At 39.2% G+C, this 2,801-nt stretch carries 3 protein-coding genes; all 3 read right to left on the bottom strand.

Annotated features, from left to right (window positions below):
* Positions 1–283: 283 nt before the first annotated feature.
* Genes ACFIL8_RS08905 through ACFIL8_RS08895 form a run of 3 tightly spaced genes read right to left on the bottom strand, consistent with a single transcriptional unit; the run spans position 284 to position 1,978 of the window.
* The gene (locus ACFIL8_RS08905) at positions 284–841 is read right to left on the bottom strand and encodes a hypothetical protein (RefSeq protein WP_375627748.1); all 558 of its coding nucleotides are present in this window, start codon (positions 839–841) and stop codon (positions 284–286) included.
* Positions 842–898: 57 nt separating this feature from the next.
* The gene (locus tag ACFIL8_RS08900; RefSeq protein ID WP_375689498.1) at positions 899–1,450 is read right to left on the bottom strand and encodes a hypothetical protein; all 552 of its coding nucleotides are present in this window, start codon (positions 1,448–1,450) and stop codon (positions 899–901) included.
* Positions 1,451–1,459: 9 nt separating this feature from the next.
* Positions 1,460–1,978 (bottom strand): hypothetical protein, encoded by a 519-nt coding sequence (locus ACFIL8_RS08895; RefSeq protein ID WP_375689496.1) that lies wholly within the window; start codon positions 1,976–1,978, stop codon positions 1,460–1,462.
* Positions 1,979–2,801 lie beyond the last annotated feature (823 nt).

The raw sequence follows: 2,801 nt of genomic DNA, 5'->3' as shown, positions 1-2,801 counted from the left end.
TGGAGCAGTCGCCATGACCGTAGAAAGATAGAATATTTTTTTATAGTCTTGCCAAACAAGAGAAAGCTGCTTTTTATCAAACATTCTGCTGCTTTTTTATTTTGGGGAGTTCTGTTTTAAGGCGATATCGCGTTCATTCAGCACGCATTTCAGTTCCTTTTTCACGCGACAATAAAGCCTCGCACGCTTGATAAACAGGTAGTAAATGACAACGATTGGCGCCCATATTAAAACACCTAAGAGCGTAAAGAACAGGAAAGAAATGGCTATTAATGTTATAAGACTACTCGTCATTTTGTCCCCCTTCCACATTCTGCATACGCATTGCCTGATCGCGTTGTTGTATCGCTTCTTCCAATTGTTGAAGTATTTTGTTCAATTTTCTCGTTAACTTTATGCACATGATCCCAATGATCGGAAAAAAGAGAAGAACCCCTAACCATATAAGGCTCAACAGCTGCATGATAAAGGCAACATTATCATTTTTCCACCATACAAAATTTGCGATAGAGAAAGCAGATTGCAAAACAGAAAAGAGAATAAGGATAAAAAAGATTATTTTACATTCTTTTGAATAAAAAGGCAGAGATTCTTTGAAGTTAAGAAAGCGCATTTTCGCATCAAGGGTCTTATGGGCGAGATTGTGTCTTTTCATTTCTCCCCGATCATTGCGCAATTGTTGTATGGCTTGCTTTTGTTGCGTCGTACTCTTTTTCAAGCCTTGAGCGAGTTTAAAAGATAACCTGATATATTTGATCAACAGGTAAGGAAACCTGACCATAACCATAACCATTAAAATGGCAATGATAATGAACCCTAAAAAAACCAAATGCTGCATCATAATGCTCCCTTTTTTTCCCTATCGCATTGATGTGAAATCATCATTTTTATTTTCTTCTCAAGCAAATGTTTCTAATTCCTTTACTGTTTCTTGCACGCCATACTGAAGAAAACTATGGAGAATTAAAATGACAGGTAAAGAAACAACAATACATGTCCAGACCCAAAACAGCAGTCGCATGACAAAATCAATAATGTGAAGCACTATCATAGGCACGTAATTGTGCAAAAAAACCGCAGATTTTGGAAGAAAAGCTGAAAAAACGACAACACCTGTGCTAAGTGCAACCATAACGAAGGCGATAGAAAAGATCATAAAATAATCTTTTTTTGAGAGAAGCAAAGATTCTTGAAAAGAAAAGGCACGCAACTGTGTTGTAAGAACTGTCCTCTGTCCTCTACCCTCTACCTGATAATGCCCTAAATTCTGCGCTGCACCCTTTTTTAATTTTCGCTGCGTCACCAATAACAAGATTGTCCGTTTTATCAACGAATAATAAAGTGCAACGATTGTCACCACGGTAGAAAGGAATACCATAAAAATTGCAGAACAAATAAAAATTGTCGTCCCTACGGCAGTCAACATTCCAATGATTAAAGAAGCGGTCACTTTCCCCCCCTATTGTCTTCTGTTAAGAGATTGGTTGTCTAGCTGTTGCTGCTCTGGCAAGGTTTCCCATTGTAGCATCATTTCCTTCACATCCCGTTTAAATACGGCGTTAAAGACAAAAAAGAGCGGACAAAAACCAAAAAGAACGCCAAAAATCATTTGCGGTAAGAGACATAAAAAAGCCCAAACACTATTCCACCCCGCATCAAGAACATGCTGAATTATAGGATTTTGGAAAGGGTGTTTAAGACTTTCCTGAAGTCTTTCCTGAAGACTTTCTTGTTTCATTTGTCCCAGTGCTTGGAGCTGTTCTTTGGATATAACGTGAAAAAATTCCAAAGGATCCATATAGGCAGACGCGGAAAAAAGCACCAACAAGAGGATAGCCAAACAACAAATGATGATATAATCGCTTGTTGAAAGCATCATCCATTTTTTGAAAGTTGCCGATTGATCCAACACTGACTGTGATACAAAAGCCTTATCTCCCTTATGGGCAAATTGGTGTTGTGATTTATCTTCGATCATACGGATACTCCCCCACTTCTAAAATTCCCACTCTTCAATATTTGATAGCACGCCACCAGCGCGGTAAATTCGCTTAGCACCCTTCTCAGAGTAATGCAAGCACTATAAATCCCCTCTACGTATTTTATTCATTTGCCCTATACGTGCTTATACATGAAGCACTATACGTGAGGCACTTACAAGCCCAAACACCCCTTTTTCCAAGGTGGTGCCCCCATCTTGAAAGCCAAGCACGCGGCCAAGATCAACCTCAGTCCCAGATCAACCTCATTCATTGCCTCATCGAAAACTTCCTCAAGTACACGACACGCCCTACGCTTACCTTTTCCTCAAAAATTTTCAATCTCTTTGCCTTAAAATCCACCCCTTTGCCTCAATGCCTCGTTGTCAATCTGGCCCCCCAAAATGATAAAGCCCTAAAATGATAAGGATTAATCATTTGGCAAGCCGCCGCATGAATACCAGCGTCTCTCACAATTCCATAACCAAATTGCACAAAACCTTTTTCATCCAGAGAGAGAAACTGTCCTTCACGGTCTCGTAAATAAATAGATGTCCCTCTTTTCTTTCAATTTTCCCCCTCCACCCCAAGCTCTTTAAAAGCACTGTTACACTTTCTATGGAGCAAAACGTGTGCTTTTGGCTCACCTTCTCTATGCGTCTTGCCTCTCCAACTGCAAAAAATGGGCTTTTTTTCCCCAAACACCAGAATATCTTTTGCTTTAAGTATAGATTTTTCGCTCTCAATATCGCTTGGTAAAACACATTTTTATGCTTGATAAAAAGAAAATAAGTTACAAGATTTTCTCTCTTTAAGAGAACA

The sequence above is a fragment of the Bartonella sp. AP57NXGY genome (assembly GCF_042195805.1).
In the GTDB taxonomy this organism is placed as follows: domain Bacteria; phylum Pseudomonadota; class Alphaproteobacteria; order Rhizobiales; family Rhizobiaceae; genus Bartonella.
Note: the sequence above shows the minus strand (reverse complement) of the source record. Positions and strands in the feature narration are given on the sequence as shown.